Raw genomic sequence first — 20292 nt, 5'->3', positions numbered from 1 at the left:
ACGGACGATCTGCGTCAACGTATCGACTCTTATTTTTCTGTCCAGAGTTGGATCAGGAATTGCCGAGGCCAAGCGGCGCCAGCATTTTGACGACCAAGGGCAGGACGAGAAGCACCGTGATGAGTCGCACGGCGTGCAGTGCAGCCACGGCTGCTCCAACCCCGTAATCGGCTGCGACCAGACTCATGCCGCTGATGCCTCCCGGCGCTGCACCGAGCAAAGCAATGAGTGGATCCACGCCAAGAAGTCTGCTGGTCCAGAGACCGATCACCACACCGGTGAGCACCAGGGTGACCGTGATCAGCACAGCCGGCCTCCAGAGATCCTTCAATTGATCGAGGGAAGCCGTGGTGAGACCAGTTCCAATGATTGTGCCGATTCCGATCTGAAGTGCTGTTCGCGTGCCAGTAGGCCACTGCGCCATGTCCAAGCGTCCACTCATGCTCACCACGGCGGCTCCGACCAGAGCTCCGGCGAGGGGTGCTGCAGGGAGTCCGGTTTTGATCGCCAGCAGGCCAAAGATGGTTCCTGCCAGGAGGTACACCAGCAGAGTCAGCAGAGAAGGCAGCACGTCAAACTCCCAGCGGGTGGTGTTTCGATCTCAAACCACAGTGGCATCACCTGATCCGCGACTTGAGGGTCTGTCTTGCATGTGTTGTGATCTGCCCATTGCTGCTCTGTTTTCGGATGAGCCAATCCGTATCTTTCCGCATCACTCGTACGGCTGAGGATGTTGCTCAAACGCTCAATGCTCTGTCTCAGCGCCTGATCAGGCTTGAGCAGCGTTTGGAAAGTCTTGAATTGCAGTTGGAGACGCAACGCAGCGAAGCGCAGACGTTGCCGGCCGAAGAGCTGAATCGGCTTGATGGTGTCGATCAGTTGTTGCTTGAATGTCAGGAGCTACTCGGTCGTTCAGAACACCAGATGGATGAACCGGATGTGGATTTGGCCGCATAAAGCTGGCCAGGGGTGGCAAAATAAAAAGAAAGCTAACTATGGCATCTTCAACTCTCCCCACATCTGGTACTCGCGGTTCCGGAAACGTTCCGCGACCAGGCTGTTCTTCGTCTGGGTTGCCAATGCCAGGTAACCGTCGCAGCTTCTTTGAAGGTGGTCATCAGCTTGAAAAACTGGAGTTCGCCCTCGCCGTTGCGACCACCCGTGGTGATGACAACCGATGTGAACTTCTTCGGGCTCAGATTGCCGAGTTAGGCGGCAACGTCGAAGAACCCGGAACCTGACGCTCTCTCTGAAACTGATCGTCGGACGACTGAGTGTTCGTAGCTCGAGATGAATCTTTGTTGTGCGTTGTTCTTAGTGATCTTTTGTTGATATAATTTGGGCAAGTGGAAAAAGTAATGACGTGGTCGCCACGCTATTGAAGCCTGTAAGCCAAGCAGCGATTCCTGGAGCTTCGCGCGAACAATGTTTGAAGCTAGCTGATCAGCTTTATCAGGAGGCTCGATCCAATGCTGAAGCGGGTCAAGTTTCTGAATCTGCTCAGATGATTCTCAAAGCTCTTGACCAAGAACGTCGTGCGAGAAGCGTTGGCCCACAAGTTGTTCAATTGATCAAGCCCCGTTCATCTTGGGGCAATCGCAGCTAGATCTGATCGCAATTATTTGGTCAAGCGGGTGACCGGATTCGAACCGGCGACGTTCAGCTTGGGAAGCTGACATTCTACCACTGAATTACACCCGCGTTGTGGGCATGATGGTATCCCATGCCCTGAAACATCGTTCATTGGAACGAGTTTTTTTATTTGCCCAACGCTAATGATGCTGCACTGAGGCCTGCACCCATCTCGCTTTTGTGCAGACCAAGAGATTGCAAAACAGACTCGATTGCGGCCACGGCTGTGAGCACATCGCGATCACAGACAAACCCAAGGTGGCCGATCCGGAATACGTGACCTTTGAGATGGTCCTGACCACCAGCCAGCAGGATGTCGAATCGCTCCTTCACGGCTTTACGAAGCTGTTCGGCATCAATTCCATCGGGTGCAACAGCGGTGATTGCAGGGCTGCCATAGCCTTCGGCCGCGAAGAGGGGCAAGCCGATGGCCTTCATCGCTGCAGTCGCCGCAGCCCGATGGCGTGCGTGCCGGGCAAAGATTGCTTCCAGTCCCTCCGACTGCATCATCTCCAGAGCCGCATCCAGGGCGAAGTAGAGATTCACCGCTGGTGTGAACGGGTTGCTGTTCTTGGCTGCCGTTTTCCGGTACGGACCGAGATCCAGATAGAACTTGGGTAGGTCGGAACGTTCGTAGGCGATCCAGGCCCGATCGCTCATAGCCACGAAGCTCAGCCCCGGAGGCATCATGTAGCCCTTCTGAGACCCTGAGGCCACCACATCCAAGCCCCAGGCATCCATAGGAACATTGGTTGCTCCAAGGCTCGTGACGCAGTCAGCGATGGTGAGCGCCACACCATGGGCCTTCACGTAACTGCTGATCGTTTGAAGATCGTTGATCACTCCGGTGGAGGTTTCGGAGTGCGTGAGGATCACCGCCTTGATGGTTTTGTCGGTATCGGCTTCGAGAGCTGTGCGGAACGCTTCGGGGTCGAGAGGCTGACCCCATTCGGCCTTGATCACGTCTACGTCGAGTCCGTAGGCCCGCGCCACCTTCACCCAGCGTTCACCGAACTTGCCGTTGTCTCCGCAGAGCACACGATCGCCGCGGCTCAGGGTGTTGATGATGCCGGCTTCCATGGCCGCCGTGCCGCTTCCGGTGATCACCAGCACATCGCTGCTGGTCTGATGCAGCCAGCGCAATTGGGCGTTGGTGCGCTCCACCACGGCCTGGAATTCCCCGCTGCGGTGACCGATCGGGTGTCGTCCCATGGCCTTGAGCACCGTTTCGGGCACCGGGGTAGGCCCGGGAATCATCAGGGTCAGCTTGTCCTGCACGGCCTCTGGAGTGCCAATCCTCCATCCTAAAAAATGATCCGCTGCCCTTCCCGTTATCGCTGCCCCTGTTGTTGATTCCGGATCTGGGCTCACCCTGCCGGTGTGGGTGGCGGCGGCAGCCCGTGCCGCTACCCAGGTGTTGCTGGGGGATCCAGCGCCTGATCGGGTCAGCCTGAAGATTCCTGGGGAGTCCGACTCCCGCAGCGTGCCGGTCCACGCGGCGAGTTGTGTTCGCGATGGTGCGCAGGCGCTGGCCATCAGCGTGTGTGATCCAGGTCCTGGCCTCGATCTCACCCGCGGTCTGGAAATCTGGGTGCATGCCTGCTGGGGCCCTGCTGAGCAAGGTTGGCTGATGCTGAAGGCCGGGGCGGGGGTTGGTCGTCTCGAGAGCGATGGCACCCTTTGCATTTCAGGGTTTGCGAGGGATCTCCTGGAGTGCAATCTCCAGGACCTCGTGCCCAGCGGCCAAGGTCTGCAGCTCGAGGTGGTGCTTCCCAGGGGCCGAGAGCTGGCGCAACGCACCAGCAACGCCGCCTTCGGTGTGGTGGAGGGCCTGGCGCTCATCGGCACGCAGGCTGAGGTGCAGGCCAGTGCCTCTCCCGATCAGCTCCAGGCCGCTCTGGTGCGTCTTCAGTCCCTGACGGGGGCGTCTGGTTTTCAGGGGCGGCTCACATTGGTAATCGGCGAAAACGGTCTTGATCTGGCCCGATCTCTGGACCTCGCGGCCCATCAGCCACAACTGAAGGCCGGCAACTGGATGGGTCCGCTGTTGGTGGCTGCCGCCGAAGCGGGGGTGCAGGAGCTTCTTCTTTTCGGATATCACGGGAAACTGGTGAAGCTGGCCGGCGGCATCTTCCACACCCACCACCATCTGGCGGATGGTCGTCTGGAGGTGCTGGTGGCTCAAGGGGTGAAGCAGGGCCTGTCTGGTGATCGCCTGCGCGGATTGATGGCTGCTGCGTCCCTGGAGGAGGCATTTCGCTGGCTTTCGGATCAGGATCGTGAACAGGCTGTGGCGTTATGGCAGGCCGTGGCCGCTGCGGTAGAAGAACGAAGCCTGGCCTACCTCGTGCGCTATGGCTGCAGCGGCATGCGCGTGGGCGCCGCTTTGTTCGATCGTCAACGCCAGTTGCGCTGGGCAGGACCTTGTGGGCAGGAGATGCTCAAGCGCTGTGGGGTCCTTCTCTACGCTGAGGGATCGGCCGCCGATTGCGCGGTCACCCGTTCCACGGCTCACGGGCGAGATGTCACAGGCTCCGAATGAAGGTCAGCGTCAGCCGGCCATTGTCATTCTTGATTTCGGCTCTCAGTACTCGGAACTGATCGCTCGGCGGGTCCGAGAGACCGAGGTGTTCTCCGTGGTGCTCGGTTACAGCACCACGGCAGAGGAACTGCGCCGGATGGCTCCGAAGGGAATCATCCTCAGCGGTGGACCCAGCTCCGTCTACGCGGAGCACGCACCTCTGTGTGACCCGGAGATCTGGAACCTGGGCATTCCCGTTCTGGGGGTTTGCTATGGCATGCAGCTGATGGTGCAGCAGCTGGGCGGTCGTGTGGTGGCGGCCACTGGCAAAGCCGAATACGGCAAGGCACCGCTCGAGGTGGATGACCCCACCGACTTGCTCACGAATGTGGCCAACGGATCCACGATGTGGATGAGCCATGGGGACTCGGTGGAGGCCCTGCCGGAAGGGTTCGTGCGTTTGGCTCATACCGCCAACACGCCCGAGGCCGCTGTGGCCAATCACCAGCGCAGGCTCTATGGCGTGCAGTTCCATCCCGAGGTGGTGCATTCCACCTGCGGGATGGCGATGATCCGCAATTTCGTCTATCACATCTGCGGCTGCGAGCCGGATTGGACCACGGCGGCATTCATCGAAGAAGCCGTGAAACAAGTGCGGTCCCAGGTCGGCGATAAGCGGGTACTGCTGGCCCTGTCCGGGGGTGTCGATTCCTCCACCCTCGCCTTTTTGCTTAAGAAGGCCATCGGTGATCAGCTCACTTGCATGTTCATCGATCAGGGATTCATGCGGAAGGGGGAGCCGGAATTCCTCATGGATTTCTTTGATCGCAAATTCAACATTCACGTTGAATACATCAATGCTCGCCAGCGCTTTCTCGAAAAACTCAAAGACATCACCGATCCGGAACAGAAGCGCAAAATCATTGGAACGGAGTTCATTCGCGTGTTTGAAGAGGAGAGCCGCCGCTTGGGCCCCTTCGATTACTTGGCCCAGGGCACCCTTTACCCCGATGTGATCGAGAGCGCCGGCACCAACGTTGACCCGAAAACCGGCGAGCGGGTGGCGGTGAAGATCAAGAGCCACCACAACGTTGGCGGCTTGCCGAAGGATCTCCAGTTCAAGCTGGTGGAGCCCCTACGCAAGTTGTTCAAAGACGAAGTGCGCAAGGTGGGTCGTTCGCTCGGCCTGCCGGAGGAGATTGTTCGGCGTCATCCCTTCCCAGGGCCTGGGCTGGCCATCCGCATCCTCGGCGAAGTGACCGCTGAGAAACTCAATTGCCTGCGCGACGCAGATTTGATCGTCCGCGAAGAGGTGAAAGAGGCGGGGCTCTATCACGAGATCTGGCAGGCGTTCGCCGTGCTTCTGCCCGTGCGCTCAGTAGGTGTGATGGGCGACAAACGCACCTATGCCTGGCCGATCGTGCTGCGCTGCGTGTCCAGCGAGGACGGCATGACGGCGGACTGGTCGCGTCTGCCTTACGACCTGATGGAGACCATCTCGAATCGCATCGTGAATGAGGTGAAGGGCGTGAACCGGGTGGTTCTCGATATCACCAGCAAGCCACCGGGTACTATTGAGTGGGAATAGTTATAAGGACCAAACTTATCGTAATCATTGAAGAGTTGTACTTCCCCACTATGACCCTTTGAGGTTGTGTGAAACGCTTTCACCGGGTTTTGGGTGACCAACGACCTCACAACTCAATTACTCTTCAATTGCTTCCTTGCTTCTCTAAAAAAAGCTGTGGATCATTGTTCTCTCTTCGCAGGGGTCGGTGCGTAAGAGGAGGTCTTTAGGTGGAAGAGACGACGTGCTGATGTGGATGTAACTGCCTTACTTGAGGGTGGAGGCGAACACGCCAACCTGTTGCCATCAACAAGTGCCAACCCGTCCAGAAGGTCTTCAGCCGAGGAGCGCACTATTCGCTCTCTTCTCTATCAGAGGCACCAGGGGGCAAGTGGAAGTCATTTCTGGTGATGGTGTGTTAAAAATCGATCCATCCAGAACTCTGGATGCTAGACAGCCACACTTCCACCCAAACCAGAAGCAATACTTCCTGTAGTTTGCATTCCCTTCTATAGCGTCATGCTTTGTAGACGACGAGCGAGCGAGGACTGCCCTGGATGAGCTGACTATCGTGATTAAAGAGGGTTTTGAGAAGATGGTCATTGTCGTTGGCAGTGACCGACTGGAAACTTTCGAAGCAGACTGCATGCCTTTCGATTAGGTCTTTTCGATGCAATGAGTAGTGTTCACGCGCTGAACCTATTCACCGCAGTGTCCGAAGGTTGGTAAAAAACCTCTGAGATGTGTATTCCTCAGGGATTTTTCTCTCTTGTTCTGACCCGTCATCACCTTTTTCTTGGCGGTCTCCTGTGAGGAGTAGGAGAATTATCAGAAGAGGTGGCATGGAATGCCACTTCTTCAAACGGGAGCAGCACCAAGGTGATGGAAGACATTCCTACGATTCGTCACCATCACGACAAAACGACTCTGCTTTGAGACAGCCAACGACTAAAGATGTTTTCCTCGTCCCTTCCTCGATAACGCACTCTTCACTTTTTAAAGGGGATGACCTGATGTTCCAGCCGCTAAAAACCTTCTGCCATCCGTAGAAACACGGATATGGAGTGAGAACGCAACGAGAAGTGGAGCATTTCGCCTCGCTAAAGGTCGTTGCTGTCTGACATTACTTGCTAAGTATATCTTTGGCCTAATTCAATGCGAGGAGGAATCAGCTAACTTTGTAAAAGTTTAATTTCTTATTCCATCAACTCAGGCGACCTTGTGAGGGGCATTGGATTGCCTGATCACTCGCTAAAATGAATGATTGAATCTAAAGACGTTCCATAAGAACGATGGAAGATGTCAGTTGGTGTTGGAGTACAAATTTAAATGCTGCATGGTTCCGGTTGCAGAGGTCTATAATTGATTCAAAGACTTTTCAGGAAGACGTGGATTTAGTGCTGCATATTGGAACGGAAAAGACAGGTACTACATCTATCCAGGAATTTCTAAAGAAGAATATGGTCAGACTTAGGAAAAATGGTGTCTATATCCCGCAATCCCCCATGGTGGGTTACGGAAATCATAGATGGATCCCATTGATCGCGAACAATGATGATTTCTCTGATGATTTTGCTATCATTCAAGAATTTAAAAGCTTAGAAGACAGGAAAGACAGAATAAATAAAAAAAGAAATGAGCTGATCGATGAATGCCGAAATGCCGCCGCTTCATGCAAGACTTTGATCTTCACATCCGAGCACTTTCAATCTCGATTAAGGGACATAGAGGAAATTCAGAGACTCAAAAAATTGGTTGAAGAGCTTGCAAGTAGCATGCGCATTCTTATTTATATAAGAGATCCCCTCCAGACAGCAGTGTCACTCTTGTCAACTGCAATTAAAGGCGGTGGTACGTGGGTAGGTCTTCCTTCTCCGCAGCAACCATCCATTGAATACCTCTGCAACCATGCTCAAACAATTGGGCGTTGGCATGAATGCTTCCCTGATGCAGAAATTATTGTTAGAAGATTTGAAAGAAGCTTTTTGGAAAAGGGAGATGTTGTAATCGATTTTTGTTCCCAAGTTATCGATGAGTTTTCCGAAAACGAATATGAACTTTTGAATCGCTCTAATGAAACCCTTTCATTGAGTGGAATGGCGTTGCTCCGCAAACTCAACTTGGAATACCCTAAGTTTGTTGATAATAAGTCAAATCAAATGCGTGGGCAGATCTCGAGGTTTATCATGAATAATACAAACGATGGCTCAAGATTTTTGCCATGCAGGGATGAATTTGAAGCCTATCAAAGCCACTTTCATGAATCCTGTGAAATCGTGCGCTCTCAGTATTTTCCTCTCAATCAATCATTGTTTGATGATCAGAAAGAGTTTGCCGAAAAAAAAATTAATTTAACAGAAGTTCAGCTTGATCCTCGGCTGTTAGAGAAGCTGGTCATATCTCTTTGGGGTGACAAGCGAAAGCTGCAATTAAAATTAAAAAATGCAAAATAATCTGAATTTGTTTTTGCTTTTCTGAGTCATCTGCATCTTTATATTGATCAATAGGTTCTCCCACAACCTGCCAGTCGAATACTGGATGTCTTCGTTGAAGTTGTGCTGCTGCAGAAACTTGGTTGCGTTAACTCCTAGATTGTTGTAAAACAAGAAAGATCTCTGTTCTTGGCTAGATCCAGACAGTGCAAATATGATCTCTAAAAAGATGAATGTTGATTCAACCCCATCGGTTGGCTGCCGCAATGACGATACAAAAATTATTGTTGATCTGGGTTGAAGTCTTTAACTGTTGAAGAAAAAAGAATTCAACTCTAAGGTGGAATTGATTTATTTTGATAACGTAGGATCACCTGCAAGTTGTACCGTATTTTATTTGTTTTATTCCATTAAGGTGAACAGGGCAGGCATTGTGAATATAAGATGTCTATTGATCTCTTTCCTCTCATTGGTCAGAAATTGATGGTGCATTGATGGTTCGTTATGAGATCAAGCTTCCTGGGGTTGGGTTTCTATAGAGTTATGTTCAGTCGCTGTGTCGCTCCCGAGTCATGGTTTTGTGGGCCACCTATTTAGACGGTTGTAAATTTTTCAGAGTTGAGCTCGACCAGTTGCGTGGGTATTTGTAGCCCTCTTTAGCGATAAATTTGATCAACCTTGTTGACGAGACGAAATGCGTTTGAATCCCAAAATCTCTTCATCGCTTTACTTGTTTTGAGAATGAATAACTGTTTAGTATAGGAAAAATTCGAAATCTCTACTGTTCAAGTTAGTATCAATTGTTTTCAAGTTTGTTCTAGGCCGATCCGATCTCCTGTGCTATTGGCGATGAAGTTTCTCGTCTGATCACAGCCGTACCGATCGTTCACCGTGACTGGCTTCCCGTTCAATGGGTTGATCAAGTGGGAACAAAAGGCGCAGGGGCTGGTGCTCGGTGCTCAGTGCCGATAACCTGAGCCCCCGGCCTCAAGTCTGTGACCGCTGCTCAACAGCAGGACCTGCAAACTCAGCGTCGTCTGCAGCAGGACAGCATCCAGCTGGCAGGCAAGACCATCTATATCAATCCTTTTCTCTACTGGAGGAGGTTTGACAGCAACACCGACCGCTGGCTCAGAGAGCCTGGCCAGCTCAGTGAGGAGCAGATCCAGCAAAACCGCAGCCGTTTTTATCCGGAGCTCGAGTGGGCGCTCCTTGATGAACGCGACCAGGAGATCAAGGATGGTGCTGTGGAGATGTTCCTCAAGAGCCTGGAGCTGATCAGCACTTTCCATCCTGAGCTGACTTCCGGACAGATTCTGGAGGTGGAGCGCAAGATGGCGATCACCAAGAAGCGGTCTTTCGAGCGGTGGGTCGAGAAGTCTTATCGCCGCAGGTCCCGGGAAGAGACCAAGAAAAAGCGGCGTTTTGCCCGCAACCGTTTCTTGCAGGGATGGGGCGAATGGATCGCCTTGGACACGACCCATCAGGCCTTGGTGCCAATCGTGGCGCTGTTGGTGCTGTCCGCCGTTTTGGGGTGGTCGTATGGCTCTTCTCAATCCAGCTGTCCGACACTTGTGCCTCCGCAGCAGCAGACTGGATTGCGTTGATCAAGGCATTCTGAATCCATGGCTGAAAGCCAACCGCTGGATGAGCTGCGTCTGGCTTTGATGCAGGACGTGCTGCCGATGGGTTTGGCCTTCGTGGATCGGGTGCGCTCCGATGGACCGGCTCGCGCTGTGGAGTCATTGGCTCAAGCTGATGATCTGTTGGAAGACCTGCGCAGGGAGGGTGAGCCGGCTGCACGGGTTCTGAGGGAGCGTCTCGATCAAATCAGCCCGGGGCTTGGCAATCCAGTGATGTCGGTACAGGTGCATGTGGATGAGCCAGTAGAGCCGCTGGAGTCCCCTGCGCTCTCGAATGATCCTCAGGAGCTGCAGGAGGTGCTGGCCCGCATTGAGACGCGCCTGCAACGTCTCGATGCTCTGATCACGCCACGGAATTAACGCCATGGCGGGTTTCGCGCAGGGGGATGGTCAGCGTCATACCGGGCTGCGGCAGCAGCCATTAGTACTCCTGGGTCTGGTGTTGATGATGAGCACCGCCATGGTGTCCCGACTGGTCTGGCTTCAGGTGCTCGAAGCTCCGCGCTATCGCCAACTCGCGGATGAGAACCGAATTCGCCTGGTGCCCCGGTCGCCCACCCGCGGTCGACTGCTGGATCGCAAAGGCCGGGTGCTGGCCTCCAGCAAGCTCACCTATTCGTTGTATGTGGAACCGCGTCTTGTGGATGACGCGTCATGGCCGGATTTGCGCGATCGGCTCGCCCGACTTCTGAACCTTGATGCGGACGTGTTGGATCAGCGTCGTGGTGGTGGCCTGGCAAGGGATGGCTACCGCATCAATCTGGCCACGGATCTGAAGCCGGAACAGGTGCTGCGTTTCCGGGAGCAGGCACGTGGGCTCAAGGGGGCGCAGGTGGATGTGGACATCCTCCGGGCCTATCCCCATGGAACTCTGGCAGCCCATGCCCTCGGTTACACCCAGCCGATCACAGAAGACGAATACAAATCCCTGGGCAAGAAGGGGTACAAGATCCGTGATCGAATCGGCCGGATTGGTGTGGAAGCCGCCTACGAATCCCACCTGCGCGGCGCCTGGGGCGGCCAGATGCTTGAGGTCAATGCCATGGGTGAGGTGCAGCGCCGCCTCGGTGATCGTCCGTCGGTGGCGGGCAAGGATCTCACTCTCACCCTGGATCTCGATCTGCAGAAGGTGGCCGAGCAGGCCCTGGCGGACAAACCCGGGGGCGCCATCGTCGCCATGGATCCAAAAACCGGCGCCATCCTGGCGTTGGCCAGCAAGCCCACCTTCGACCCCAACTTCTTCTCCAAGCTCGTCACCACACAGAAGGAGTACGACGCGCTGTTCTCCAACCCGAAGAAGCCCTTGCTCTCGCGGGCGATGAACCCCTATGACCCCGGCAGTACCTGGAAGGCGGTGACAGCAATGGCCGCTATGGAGTCCGGCAAATTCCCTCCGGACACCAAGTTGCCCACCATGGCCTGCATTACTTATGGGGGGCATTGCTTCCCCGACCACAATGGTGCTGGTTTCGGCACCATCGGTTACGCCGATGCGTTGCGCTTCTCCAGCAACACCTTTTTCTATCAAGTGGGGGTGGGAGCCGGCTCGCGTGCTCTTCAGAAAGCGGCGACAGCCCTGGGTTTCGGGCAGAAATCAGGCATTGAGATCGGCTGGGAGGAAAGTGTCGGTTTGGTGGGTGATGAAGACTGGGCCGCGGCCGGTCGCGGCTGGGCGGAGCCCGGTACGACCCCATGGATTCCGGAGGACATGGCGAGTGCGTCCATCGGTCAGTCGGTGGTTCAGATCACCCCCCTGCAGTTGGCCCGGGCGTATTCGGTGTTCGCCAACGGTGGCTGGCTGGTCACACCCCACCTTGCGGATCAGGGGCTGGACTGGACCGATGCCTCCCGTCGCACCAAGGTGGACCTGAAGCCTTCCACGCTCGCCAAAATACGAGAAGGTCTGCGCAAGGTGGTGTCTGATGGCACTGGGTTTGGCCTGAACGGTCCAGGCATTCCTCCAGCAGGCGGCAAGACGGGGACCGCAGAGGACAGCACCGGTGGTCCGGACCATGCCTGGTTTGCCACTTACGCCCCCTATCCGGAAGGAGAGATCGTGATCGTGGCTTTTGCACAGAACACTCCCGGGGGAGGCTCAGTGCATGCGCTGCCGATGGCCAAAAAGGTGATGGAGGTTTGGAACCGCACCCGTGGTCAATCGGAGGCGTCGGGAGTGTGAGCGCCTGATTCAGGCGGCCTCGTTCAATTGGGGTTGCTTCAGAACTTGGCGGTAATACTCGCGAAGCTGCTCGGTGGCTCCAGCCCATCCCCAGCGCTCGGCTTCCGAGCGCGCAGCGTTGCGCAGGGCCTGGCGTTCAAGGTCGTTACCCAGTAGGCGTTGGGTGGCCTCGATCAGGCTGGCGGCTCCACTATCGGCGCCATCCGGTTCGTAAAGGCAACCGTTCACTCCGTCGGTGATGATGTCGGGAATGCCCCCTCGGTTGGCGCCCACCACGGGGCATCCGGCCGCCATCGCCTCAAGCAACACCAGACCAAGGGTTTCCGTACTCGAGGGGAATAGGAAAGCGTCGCCGCTGGCGTAGGCACCCGCCAGTTCCTCGCCAGCCAAATAACCCACGAAAGTCGTGGCGGTGCCTTCGAAGTGCTTCTCCAATTGCTGACGGTGAGGCCCATCACCCACAAGGGCGAGGCGGGCGTCGGGTAAGGCCTCCAGTACCGGTTTGATTCGCTCGATCTGTTTCTCAGCGGAGAGACGGCCCACGTAAAGCAGCAGGGCTCCGCGGTCGTCGTAGCCGCCTAGCAGTCGCTGCCGGAGCTCAGGACTGCGGAGCTCAGGGCGGAACAGTTCGGTGTCAACACCGCGCTGCCAGAGGTCTGTGTGCTGAATTCCTTTCTCACTCAGTTCCTGAACCATGGCGGTGGAGGTGCAGAGATTGAGCAGAGCCTGGTTGTGGGCCGCCTTGAGCAGTTCCCAGAGCAGGGGTTCGAGCATCCCCATGCCGTAGTGCTCGAGATATTTGGGCAGGTGGGTGTGGTAACTCGCCACCAACGGAACCGATTTTGCTTTGGCTAGCCAGATGCCCCCCAAGCCCAGCACCGCTGGATTCACCACATGGATCAGGTCCGGCTCGAAGCTGTCGATCGCTTCGGAGACGGCGGGTCGAGGAAGCGCCAGCTTGAGTTCGGGATAGAGCGGCAGTGGCATCGCCGGAACGCCGATCAGGCGAGCTCCCATGTATTCCTCTGGGCATCCCTCCGGACAGAACACGATCACCTCATCACCGGCTTCTACCAGGTGCTTCACCGTTTTGGTGAGACGAGTGACGATCCCATCGACCTTGGGGAGGAAGGTCTCGGTGAAGAAGGCGATTTTCAAGGGAGTGCCCTGATCAAGCGGTGGCGATGGCCTGGGCCTGGGTCTTGGTCCAGGCGGAGGTGCAGAGGATGCGGTTGCGATCGCAGCGGTCGGCGTAGCGCGTTGCGATCTCAACCACTTCCTTGAGCAACCCATCATCGAGGGTGGTGGGATTGAGTCCCAGCTCGATGAAGCAGCGGTTGTCCACGATCAGGTCGTTCTCCACGGCCTCATTGCGGGGATTGGGCAGGTTGTTCACCTGTGCTCCGGTGAGGGCAGCCACCTTTTTGGCGAGTTCGCCCACCTGATGGCTTTCGGTCATCTGGTTAAAGATCTTCACTCGCTCTCCCTGGGTGGGGGGGTTCTCCAAGGCCAGCTGAACACACTTCACGGAATCGCGGATGTGAATGAAGGCGCGGGTCTGGCCGCCGGTTCCATGAACGGTGAGGGGATAACCGATGGCCGCCTGCATCAGGAAGCGGTTGAGCACCGTGCCGTAATCGCCGTCGTAATCGAAGCGATTGGTCAGGCGTGGGTCGCGGTCGGTGGCGTCAGTGTTGGTGCCCCAGACGATTCCCTGGTGGAGGTCGGTGATGCGGACCTTGTCATTCTTGTTGTAGTAGAGGAAAAGCAGCTGATCGAGCGTCTTGGTCATGTGATAGACGCTGCCAGGGCTGGCGGGATGGAGGATTTCTTCCTCGAATCGGCTCCCGTCTGGCTGGGGCACTTCCACCTTGAGGTAGCCCTCGGGAATGGTGGCGCCGCGGTGGGAGCCGTAGCCATAAACGCCCATGGTGCCGAGGTGCACCACATGGATGTCGAGCCCGCTCTCCACAATGGCGGCAAGGAGGTTGTGGGTACCGTTGACGTTGTTGTCGACGGTGTAGCGCTTGGTGGCGCTGTTTTTCATTGAATAGGGCGCGGCCCGCTGTTCGGCGAAATGAACAATGGAATCCGGCTTTTCCTCTAAGAGCAGATCAAGCAGCCGCTGATACTCGTGAGCGATATCCATATGAAGGAATCGCATCGGCTTGCCGCCGATCTCCTCCCAGGTTTTCAGCCGCTCACCGATGCTGACGATCGGTGTGAGCGATTCCACCTCTAAATCGATGTCGATCTTGCGGCGGCTGAGGTTGTCCACGATCAACACGTCGTGGCCCTGATCAGCGAGATTCACTGCACAGGGCCAGCCGCAGAAGCCGTCACCACCGAGAACGAGAACTTTCACCTCAAACTCCTGCTGAAGCGTGCGAGCCGCCAATCTGAGGCAAGCTACTACAGGCTTTTCAGCTGATCGCCACAGCGAAAGCCATCAGGACGGCCACGAGCAGGGAGCCACCGATCATCGCCAGCCGGGAGCCGTTGCTGTGTCTGGCTTCCTCGCTCAAAATTTCCATCCGAGGTTCTTTGGCGAATGCATTGAGACGACCTCCGTCCTCTTGAGTGACTTGCATGCAATTTCTCGGAAACTGATCCGGACCTTATGGAATTGGTAGCGGTGTGTCCTCGTACCTCAATGCAGCGTCATAGGCCTTGATTTGTCGTAACAGATGCTTCAGTCGTTGACCTTGCCGGTGGTCGGGGAGCTTGGCGATGCCTGAGCCCTGGTCGGCAGCCGTCCGGCCTGATAGGCCTGGCGCCCGGCAAGGACGGCGGAGGCCATCGCTTCGGCCATCAGAGGCGGGTCACCGGCAAGGGCGATGGCACTGTTCACCAGAACGGCGTCTGCTCCCATCTCCAGAGCCGCGGCCGCCTCGCTAGGCACGCCAATGCCCGCATCCACGACCACGGGAACCGAAGCGTTTTCGATGATCAGAGCGATGTTGGAAGCATTGCGCAACCCCTGACCCGATCCGATCGGAGAACCCAGGGGCATCACCGTGGCGCATCCCACCTCTTCGAGGCGTTTGGCCAGCAAAGGATCCGCATTGATGTAAGGGAGCACCGTGAATCCCTCCTTCACCAGCTGTTCAGCGGCCTCCAGGGTTCCGAAGGGATCCGGTAGCAGGTGGCGGCTGTCGGGAATCACTTCCAGCTTGACGAAGCTGTTGTTCTCTTGGCCGGCGAGCTTCGCCAGTTCGCGCCCCAACCGCGCCACTCGGACAGCTTCCTCTGCTGTCGCACAGCCAGCGGTATTGGGCAGCATCCAGATCCGTGACCAGTCGATCGCCTCCATCAGACCAGCGTGCCCAGCTGCCACCGTCTGCACCCTGCGAACGGCCACGGTCACCATCTCGCAATTTGAACGCTCCAGGCTCTGTTGCATCAACGCCAGGTTTGGATATTTCCCCGTGCCGGTGAACAGCCTGCTGTGGAACTGGCGGCCACCGATCAGAAGCGTGTCGGTACTGGTCGGGGTCGAATCCATGAAAAAGAATGGAGGGACTGGTTAGGGAACCGGAGCGGAAAACGGACGAGTAACGCTGGAGCGCACTACCGTGCGCCCATCATCATTCTCGTCACGTCTGTCACCATGGACATGAACGCGCCGATTGAGATTCCGGCGACCTTCGAACCGTCTCTGCCCCTCGATAGCTCTCTTTTGGATGAGCCTCTGGTTTTGAATGGTGCTGTTCAGCAGTTCGATCCAGTACTGCGTGCGGCTGATCTGGCAGCGACCATGCCTCGTCAATGGTGCGGCAGCTACAAGTCGTTCACGTCCGGCAACACTGTTGATGTGAAGCTCACCCTGGCGAGCGTGCAACCGATCGGCCAAATGGTGGATCTGCGAGGTGACATGGTGATCGCTGGCGTCAGCACGCCCGTGCAGGGCAATCTCAATGCCACATCGGACCAGCTCGATCTGCTTCCTTTGGCCGGTGAGCTTGCTGACGATCTCAAAGCTGGTGGTGACTTTCTCGGACTGCAGGGAATGAGTCTTTCAAGCTGGCAAGCACCCAGGCTCACCAACCTTGGCGGCAGTCTCAGCCTGGCTCCCAGCTGCTCCGCTTCAGAAGCCCCTCCCATCCGAGCTCTCTGGTGATTTGTTCGTCGGGGTTGTCTCAGAGCGGCTGCTGAGCTGACGCTTGGCGGCTTTCTCTAAGCGTTTGAGGCGCTTCTTCGCTGTTTGATTGTCCGGCTCGAGCCTGAGAACCTTCCGATACAACTCACAAGCCGCATCTCTGTTGAGCAGTCGTTCTTCTGCAAAAGCCAGGTTGTTGAGAGCCACGGGATATTCCGCTTTGGCTTGCAGTGCCGATTTGTAATGCCTGATGGCTGTTGAAAAATCCTTCTGGGCGGCCAGAGAGAAGCCAAGAGCGTTTTGGATCAGTGCTCGAGCTTCCTGCGGCTCGTTTCCCAGTCGTTTCACGGCTTGCCGCAAGGTGGCCGTGGCCTGGGGATAGAGGCGTTTGCGTAATTGAACAGAGGCCAGCTCGTACAGATCGCCGGCATCGCGAGAACCAGCTGCATCCGCCTGTTCGAGACGGATGAGGTTCTGTTCATCGCGACGTACGCGCAGGAGCTGGCGACCAACAACAACGGCAACGATCGCAAGCAGGCCTATCAGGCCCAGCAGATAGGTCTGCGGAAGGAGGGATTCCATAAAGGAGAGCAATGGTCCCGGGGCGGGACGCTACTCAACCCTGGGTGGCATTCACCACAGTTGCGAAGCTGGAGGGATCTGCAACAGCGAGTTGGGCCAGCATCTTGCGATTGATACGCACGTCCGCCTGCTTTAAACCACCGATTAGGCGGCTGTAACTCACACCATTGAGACGTGCTGCCGCATTGATGCGTGCAATCCAAAGACGGCGAAAATCGCGCTTGCGCCGGCGCCGGTCGCGGTAGGCATTGCACAGGGCTTTCATCACCCGCTGGTTGGCAGTTCGGAACAAAGTTCCGTTGCTGCCGCGAAAACCGCGGGCTAGGCGGAGGATCTTGTTGCGACGCTTGCGGGCGACGTTGCCTCTCTTGACGCGTGCCATTGATTCGGTGAGTAATTAAGAAACGATCGTGCTCTGACGCTATTAGGCGTAGGGCATCATCAGAGACACCCGTTCTTCGTCCGTCCGGTCAACCACTGCTTTGGTGGCCAGGTGGCGCTTCAGTTTCGGGCTCTTGTGATCCAGCAGGTGATTGCGGAAGGCGCGCCGACGCAGGAACTTGCCAGTGCCTGTTGCCTTGAACCGCTTGGCGGCTGCTTTGCGGGTCTTGAGCTTGGGCATGTCTCTGGCGGCACGTGGCACAAACAAAGACAATAGAACTTCATCCGCCCTTCAGCCAAATGTTCGGCGTCAGATCTCTGGCCAACCTGCTGGTGCTGCCGGTTTTCGCGACGGTCGGTTGCCGTGCTCAGGACCTGAGGTCCCTACCTCCAGACTTGAAGGTTCCGGTGCTTCCCACCCATCGCTCCGTGCCTGCGCCGCCCGCTGCGGGGCAGGGGACTCTGTGGGTGTCGCTCGCGGATCACCTCGGCCGCGGTACTCGTCCGCAGCGTTCTGCGCCTCTGCTCACGCTCACCAGTGCCGGCCAAGCGCCGCTGCAGCTTCTCGATCCCAGTGGAACGGTTGTGGCCGATGGCCCAACCCTGCGCTTCAGCTGGCGATTGGTGCCTTTGGAGACCCCCCTTGCCGTGGCCAGACGGGTGGCAGGGCCTTTGGCCAGTTTCGAATCAGCCGAGCGGCTTGCGGATCGTTGGCGGGATCAAGGTGTGGAGGCCAAGGTCGCCCACCCCGATGAGTGGGAGGTGTGGGCACCGCTCGATGCGCCGGATCTGTCCGGTGTGGCCTTGCGTGATGTCACCATCACGATTGCGGCCGTGGTTCGACCCGTGTTGGAGGGGACTGATGGTGGCCGCACGCTCCAGGGACCTCTGCAGGTTCAAGCTCCGACTGGACTGCGTTGGCAGGGCGGTGTGATGCGTGGACCTTTCCGGCTGCAGGCCGATGCCTATGGCAGCTGGACCTTGCTGGAGCAGGTCCCTTTGGAGCGTTACCTGGAGGGCGTGGTGCCCCATGAGATCGGCGCAGGCTCTCCTGCTGCAGCGCTTCAGGCCCAAGCGGTTCTTGCCCGGACCTGGGCCCTGGCCAATAGCCATCGATTCGCGATTGACGGGTATCACCTCTGCAGTGATACCCAGTGCCAGGTCTACAGCGATCCGCGGCAGGCTTCAGCCTCGGTTCGCGAGGCCATCCGTACGACATCCGGTGAGGTGCTCCGCTGGGAGGGCGAACCCATCCATGCGGTGTATCACGCCACCAATGGCGGCATCAGTGCCAGCGGAGAAGAAGCCTGGGCGATGGACCCTCTGCCCTACGTGCGCGTGCAACTGGATGGATCTCAGGCCTGGCGCGATTCCACGATGCTGCCGCTGCAGTCGTCGGAGGGCGTGAAAGCGCTCCTGCAGCGCCGGGATGGGGCTTATGGCTCTGGTCATCCACGCTTCCGCTGGACCCGCACTTATTCGGCTGGCCAACTGGCCCGAGCACTGGCGGCCGCTGGCAAGGGCAACGCTCTTCCCTCCGCAGTCAGTGTGAAAAACCGGGGCCCCAGCGGACGCGTTCTGACCCTACTGATTGAGCGAGACGGGGGTGCGTCACCTGTGGTTTTACGCCTCGATGCGATCCGACGCACGTTGCGCCGCCTACCCAGCACCCTGTTTGTGCTTCAGCCTGATGGACCTGATGTTTGGCAATTTCAGGGCGGTGGATTCGGTCATGGTGTCGGCCTCTCGCAGGCCGGGGCCATTGATCTGGCTGGCCGCGGTTGGAATGCTCAGCGCATCCTTCAGCATTACTACCCCGGAACTCTCCTAGAGCCACTCAGGCCGAAACCGGCGACTCCTTCTGTTCAAGCCCCTTAAAGTTCGAGGCAATTGAGGTCGGGGAAGGGGGCGTGGCCGCAGGCAAAGGGGATCACCGACGCGGCAAGACGGCTGTCTTTCTTGTTGCTTGCGGCTGGGTCGGAGCGGCACCCCATTGGCTGGATCCGAGTCGAAGTCTCCTCCCAGCACTCACGCTCGCGATCGTGCTTGGTGGCTACGGCCTCCGAACAGTGCTTCGCAGGGCCGCGTCTGCTGATGGTTCTGAGACCGTTTCCGATAGTTCTGATTTGCCAGATGCGGCAACGGCCTGTTGGCCTTCTGTTGATGTGGTTGTGGCTGCCAGGGATGAGGAGGCGGTCGTCACCCGACTCATAGAACGATTGAGTGCGCTGCGCTACCCCGCTGATCGCCTCAGCTTGTGCGTTGTGGATGACGGCAGCGAAGACCGCACGCCCGACCGATTGGCTGTGCTGCAGGATCGCTTCCCAGCCCTGCGGGTGATCCGCCGGCCCCGCAATGCCGGTGGAGGGAAATCCGGTGCCCTCAATGCAGCCCTGGCTCAAACGCAGGGGGAGTGGTTGCTGATTCTTGATGCCGATGCCCAGCTCGCGGAAGATCAGCTCGAGCGGCTCATCCCCTTTGCCAGCGGCGGGGGTTGGTCGGCTGTACAGATGCGCAAGGCCGTCAACAATGCCGAGGACAACTGGCTAACCAGGGTGCAGGCCATGGAAATGGCCTTCGATTCCCAGATTCAGCAGGGACGTCTTGCCGGTGGTGGGGTGGCGGAACTGCGGGGAAATGGTCAGCTTCTGCGCCGGGATCTGCTGGAGGCCTGCGGCGGATTCAACGAGGAAACGGTTACCGACGATCTGGATCTGAGCTTCCGACTGCTGCTGCATGAGGCTCGCATCGGCATCCTCTGGAATCCACCGGTCCAGGAAGAAGCGGTTGAAACACTCCAGGCTCTCTGGAAGCAGCGTCAACGTTGGGCCGAGGGGGGGTTGCAGCGTTTTCTGGATTACTGGCCGGGTTTGCTTTCATCCCGACTCACCCTGGCCCAGCGCCGCGATCTCGCCAGCTTCTTTCTTCTCCAGTACGCCCTCCCCGTGGTGTCCTGGTCGGATCTGATTACCAGTGTGCTGAGCAGAACCTCACCGGCGTACTGGCCTCTCTCGATCGTCGCCTTCGGTGTGTCGGGTGTGGCCTATTGGCGGGGATGCCGCAGGGCCAGCGATGGTCCTGATCTTCCTGAGCCAGGTCTATTCAACCTGTTGCTTGGTATTGCTTATCTCAGCCACTGGTTTGTGGTGATCCCCTGGGTCACTCTGCGTATGGCTCTCCGTCCCAAACGGTTGGTGTGGGCGAAGACGAGCCACCGCGGCCAGGAGGAAGCGGTTCAAGCCTGAGGCCGTTCAGG

20 protein-coding genes and 1 tRNA gene are annotated in these 20292 nt (G+C 57.3%); 11 read left to right on the top strand and 10 right to left on the bottom strand.

The features are described from left to right. Positions 1 to 52 precede the first annotated feature (52 nt). Positions 53 to 568 (bottom strand): AbrB family transcriptional regulator, encoded by a 516-nt coding sequence (locus ACLM45_RS09130; protein ID WP_038005290.1) that lies wholly within the window; start codon positions 566 to 568, stop codon positions 53 to 55. A gap of 119 nt (positions 569 to 687) precedes the next feature. On the opposite strand from ACLM45_RS09130, the gene ACLM45_RS09125 reads away from it, so the two are divergent. Further along, positions 688 to 957 (top strand): chemotaxis protein, encoded by a 270-nt coding sequence (locus ACLM45_RS09125; protein ID WP_415408891.1) that lies wholly within the window; start codon positions 688 to 690, stop codon positions 955 to 957. Between the two features lie 38 nt (positions 958 to 995). Next, a complete protein-coding gene (locus tag ACLM45_RS09120) occupies positions 996 to 1241 on the top strand; it encodes a hypothetical protein (protein ID WP_415408889.1) in 246 nt (81 codons plus the stop codon). Between the two features lie 388 nt (positions 1242 to 1629). On the opposite strand, the gene ACLM45_RS09115 is transcribed toward ACLM45_RS09120, so the two are convergent. Both ACLM45_RS09115 and ACLM45_RS09110 read right to left on the bottom strand, forming a co-directional pair. After that, a tRNA-Gly gene (locus ACLM45_RS09115) sits at positions 1630 to 1701 on the bottom strand. 57 nt (positions 1702 to 1758) lie between these two features. Further along, a complete protein-coding gene (locus tag ACLM45_RS09110) occupies positions 1759 to 2910 on the bottom strand; it encodes a pyridoxal-phosphate-dependent aminotransferase family protein (RefSeq protein WP_415408887.1) in 1152 nt (383 codons plus the stop codon). 55 nt (positions 2911 to 2965) lie between these two features. On the opposite strand from ACLM45_RS09110, the gene cbiD reads away from it, so the two are divergent. The 6 genes from cbiD (at position 2966) to mrdA (ending at position 11974) form a co-directional block, all read left to right on the top strand. Further along, a complete protein-coding gene (gene cbiD / locus ACLM45_RS09105; RefSeq protein ID WP_415411396.1) occupies positions 2966 to 4174 on the top strand; it encodes a cobalt-precorrin-5B (C(1))-methyltransferase CbiD in 1209 nt (402 codons plus the stop codon). Next, positions 4155 to 5741 carry a glutamine-hydrolyzing GMP synthase gene (gene guaA / locus ACLM45_RS09100; protein ID WP_006042640.1) on the top strand — a complete coding sequence of 529 codons (1587 nt, stop codon included), beginning with the start codon at positions 4155 to 4157 and terminating at the stop codon, positions 5739 to 5741. The genes cbiD and guaA overlap by 20 nt, the downstream gene beginning before the upstream one ends. Positions 5742 to 7012: 1271 nt before the next feature. Further along, positions 7013 to 8173, top strand: coding sequence for a hypothetical protein (locus tag ACLM45_RS09095; protein WP_415408885.1), 1161 nt, complete (start codon positions 7013 to 7015; stop codon positions 8171 to 8173). A gap of 974 nt (positions 8174 to 9147) precedes the next feature. Beyond that, complete coding sequence (locus tag ACLM45_RS09090; RefSeq protein ID WP_415408883.1) at positions 9148 to 9759, top strand: hypothetical protein; 612 nt, start codon at positions 9148 to 9150, stop codon at positions 9757 to 9759. Between the two features lie 18 nt (positions 9760 to 9777). Continuing rightward, the gene (locus ACLM45_RS09085) at positions 9778 to 10155 is read left to right on the top strand and encodes a hypothetical protein (RefSeq protein WP_415408882.1); all 378 of its coding nucleotides are present in this window, start codon (positions 9778 to 9780) and stop codon (positions 10153 to 10155) included. A gap of 4 nt (positions 10156 to 10159) precedes the next feature. Further along, complete coding sequence (gene mrdA, locus ACLM45_RS09080) at positions 10160 to 11974, top strand: penicillin-binding protein 2 (RefSeq protein ID WP_415408880.1); 1815 nt, start codon at positions 10160 to 10162, stop codon at positions 11972 to 11974. A gap of 9 nt (positions 11975 to 11983) precedes the next feature. Here mrdA and ACLM45_RS09075 read toward each other — a convergent pair whose 3' ends face one another. The 4 genes from ACLM45_RS09075 to ACLM45_RS09060 all read right to left on the bottom strand — a co-directional run bounded on the left by ACLM45_RS09075 (position 11984) and on the right by ACLM45_RS09060 (position 15479). After that, positions 11984 to 13132: a glycosyltransferase family 4 protein gene (locus ACLM45_RS09075; RefSeq protein ID WP_415408878.1), complete on the bottom strand. Its 1149-nt coding sequence runs from the start codon at positions 13130 to 13132 to the stop codon at positions 11984 to 11986. A gap of 13 nt (positions 13133 to 13145) precedes the next feature. Continuing rightward, the gene (locus ACLM45_RS09070) at positions 13146 to 14339 is read right to left on the bottom strand and encodes an NAD-dependent epimerase/dehydratase family protein (RefSeq protein ID WP_006042634.1); all 1194 of its coding nucleotides are present in this window, start codon (positions 14337 to 14339) and stop codon (positions 13146 to 13148) included. A gap of 58 nt (positions 14340 to 14397) precedes the next feature. Further along, positions 14398 to 14565 carry a photosystem II assembly protein Psb34 gene (gene psb34 / locus ACLM45_RS09065; protein WP_006042633.1) on the bottom strand — a complete coding sequence of 56 codons (168 nt, stop codon included), beginning with the start codon at positions 14563 to 14565 and terminating at the stop codon, positions 14398 to 14400. A gap of 101 nt (positions 14566 to 14666) precedes the next feature. Next, on the bottom strand, positions 14667 to 15479 hold the full coding sequence (locus tag ACLM45_RS09060; RefSeq protein WP_415408876.1) for a thiazole synthase: 813 nt from the start codon (positions 15477 to 15479) through the stop codon (positions 14667 to 14669). Between the two features lie 105 nt (positions 15480 to 15584). Here ACLM45_RS09060 and ACLM45_RS09055 point away from each other — a divergent pair, with 105 nt between their 5' ends. Next, entirely contained in the window at positions 15585 to 16094 is a 510-nt protein-coding gene (locus tag ACLM45_RS09055) for a hypothetical protein (protein ID WP_415408874.1), read from the top strand. Here the strand turns inward: ACLM45_RS09055 and ACLM45_RS09050 are convergent. The 3 genes from ACLM45_RS09050 to rpmI are packed head-to-tail and all read right to left on the bottom strand — an operon-like array spanning position 16062 to position 17277. Beyond that, on the bottom strand, positions 16062 to 16655 hold the full coding sequence (locus tag ACLM45_RS09050; protein ID WP_415408872.1) for a hypothetical protein: 594 nt from the start codon (positions 16653 to 16655) through the stop codon (positions 16062 to 16064). The genes ACLM45_RS09055 and ACLM45_RS09050 overlap by 33 nt on opposite strands. A gap of 34 nt (positions 16656 to 16689) precedes the next feature. Further along, entirely contained in the window at positions 16690 to 17037 is a 348-nt protein-coding gene (rplT, locus tag ACLM45_RS09045) for a 50S ribosomal protein L20 (protein ID WP_006042629.1), read from the bottom strand. A gap of 42 nt (positions 17038 to 17079) precedes the next feature. Continuing rightward, positions 17080 to 17277, bottom strand: a complete 198-nt coding sequence (gene rpmI / locus ACLM45_RS09040; protein WP_006042628.1) for a 50S ribosomal protein L35 — start codon at positions 17275 to 17277, stop codon at positions 17080 to 17082. A gap of 59 nt (positions 17278 to 17336) precedes the next feature. On the opposite strand from rpmI, the gene ACLM45_RS09035 reads away from it, so the two are divergent. Together ACLM45_RS09035 and ACLM45_RS09030 are read left to right on the top strand one after the other, a co-directional pair. After that, positions 17337 to 18914 carry a SpoIID/LytB domain-containing protein gene (locus tag ACLM45_RS09035; RefSeq protein ID WP_415408870.1) on the top strand — a complete coding sequence of 526 codons (1578 nt, stop codon included), beginning with the start codon at positions 17337 to 17339 and terminating at the stop codon, positions 18912 to 18914. A gap of 32 nt (positions 18915 to 18946) precedes the next feature. Beyond that, complete coding sequence (locus tag ACLM45_RS09030) at positions 18947 to 20281, top strand: glycosyltransferase (RefSeq protein WP_415408868.1); 1335 nt, start codon at positions 18947 to 18949, stop codon at positions 20279 to 20281. Positions 20282 to 20292 lie beyond the last annotated feature (11 nt).

The sequence above is a fragment of the Synechococcus sp. A10-1-5-9 genome (assembly GCF_047716785.1).
Lineage (GTDB): Bacteria > Cyanobacteriota > Cyanobacteriia > PCC-6307 > Cyanobiaceae > Synechococcus_C.
The sequence above is the reverse complement of the archived record's forward strand: the minus strand, read 5'-3'. Positions and strand labels throughout refer to the sequence as shown.